This window comes from Gemella haemolysans, assembly GCF_028308085.1.
Lineage (GTDB): Bacteria > Bacillota > Bacilli > Staphylococcales > Gemellaceae > Gemella > Gemella haemolysans_D.
Genome location: NZ_JAQMFS010000095.1, coordinates 1 through 1832, shown reverse-complemented (window position 1 = coordinate 1832; position 1832 = coordinate 1). Strand labels below are relative to the sequence as shown.

Sequence of the window (1832 nt, the reverse complement as noted above, 5' to 3'; positions counted from 1 at the left end):
AGATGCAGCAAAACAAGCGATCGATAACGCGACAACAAATGATGCAGTAACTCAAGCTAAAGCTAACGGAACAACAGAAGTAAACAATGTAAATCCAACACCAGTAGCGAAACCAGCAGCTAAGAAAGCGATAGACGATGCGCTTAAAGCTAAGAATGATGCGATTGATGCCAACAACGACTTAACAGCTGAAGAGAAAGCAGCAGCTAAGCAAGAAGCGCAAGACAAGGCAGATGCAGCAAAACAAGCAATCGACAATGCAACAACAAACGCAACAGTGGAACAAGCTAAGGCCAACGGAACAACAGAAGTAAACAATGTAAACCCAACACCAGTAGTAAAACCAGCAGCTAAGAAAGCAGTAGAAGATGCGCTTAAAGCCAAAGAAGCAGAAATCGATGCTCGAGATGATCTTACTGCTGAGGAAAAAATAGCAGCTAAAGAGGAAGCAAAAGCAAAAGCCGATGCAGCAAAACAAGCAGTTGATAAAGCGACAACAAATGCTGATGTTGAAAATGCAAAAACTACTGGGGTAGCAGATGTAAACTCATTGAATCCAGTAGCGGTTAAGAAACCAGAGGCTAAGAAAGCAGTTGATGAAGCCCTTAAGGCAAAAGAAGCAGAAATTGATGCGAATAATGACTTAACAGCAGAAGAAAAATTAGCAGCTAAGGAAGAAGCAAAAGCAAAAGCAGATGCAGCTAAGCAAGCAATAGATGAAGCTGATACAGATATTAAGGTTGATGTAAATAGTGTATCTGGTTTAAGTGATGTAAATTCATTTAGTCCAGAACCAGTTAAGAAATCAGAGGCTAAAAAAGCAATTGATGCAGCTCTAGAGAAAAAAATAGAAGAAATTGATGCTCGAGATGATTTAACAACTGAAGAGAAAACTGTAACAAAAGCTGAAGCAGAAAACAAAGCTAATCAAGCAAAAGAAGCAATAGATGCAGCAGATACTGATATTAAAGTTGATGTAAATAGCGTTTCAGGTTTAAGTGATGTTAATTCGTTTAGTCCAGAAGCAGCTAAGAAACCAGCAGCTAAACAGGCAATAGATGATGCGTTAAAAGCAAAAGAAGATGCAATCGATGCGAATGATGACTTAACAGCAGAAGAAAAAGTGAAAGTCAAAGCAGAAGCTAAGGCAAAAGCCGATGCAGCGAAAGAAGCAATCGACAATGCGACAACAAACGCAGAAGTGGAACAAGCTAAGACTGCAGGAACAACAAAGGTAGATTCAGTAAATCCGCTAGCGGTTAAGAAACCAGAAGCTAAGAAAGCAATAGACGAAGCACTGAAAATTAAGAATGACGAGATTGATGCTCGCACAGATTTAACAGATGAAGAGAAATCTTCAGCTAAGGTGGAAGCTAAGAAAAAAGCAGATGCAGCGAAAGAAGCAATCGATAATGCAACAACAAATGCAGAAGTGGAACAGGCTAAGACTGCAGGAACAACAAAGATAGATTCAGTAAATCCAACAGCAATAGCGAAACCAGAAGCTAAGAAAGCAATCGATGAAGTATTAAAAGCTAAAAACGATGAGATTGACGCTCGTACAGACTTAACAGATGAAGAGAAAACTGCAGCAAAATCAGACGCGAAAGCAAAAGCAGATGCAGCAAAACAAGCAATCGACAATGCGACAACAAACGCAGCGGTGGAACAAGCTAAAGCTAACGGAACAACAGAAGTAAACAATGTAAATCCAACGGCACAAGCTAAGCCAGCAGTTAAGAAGGCGATAGACGATGCACTTAAAGCTAAGAACGACGCAATCGATGCACGTACAGATTTAACAGACGAAGAAAAAACTGCAGCGAAAGCTG

The 1832-nt window shown here is 40.1% G+C and carries 1 protein-coding gene; it reads left to right on the top strand.

Going from position 1 to position 1832, the window contains the following annotated elements:
- Positions 1-1832, top strand: a 1832-nt coding sequence (locus tag PNO30_RS08095; protein WP_271987940.1) for a DUF1542 domain-containing protein, incomplete at both ends; no start/stop codon positions are given.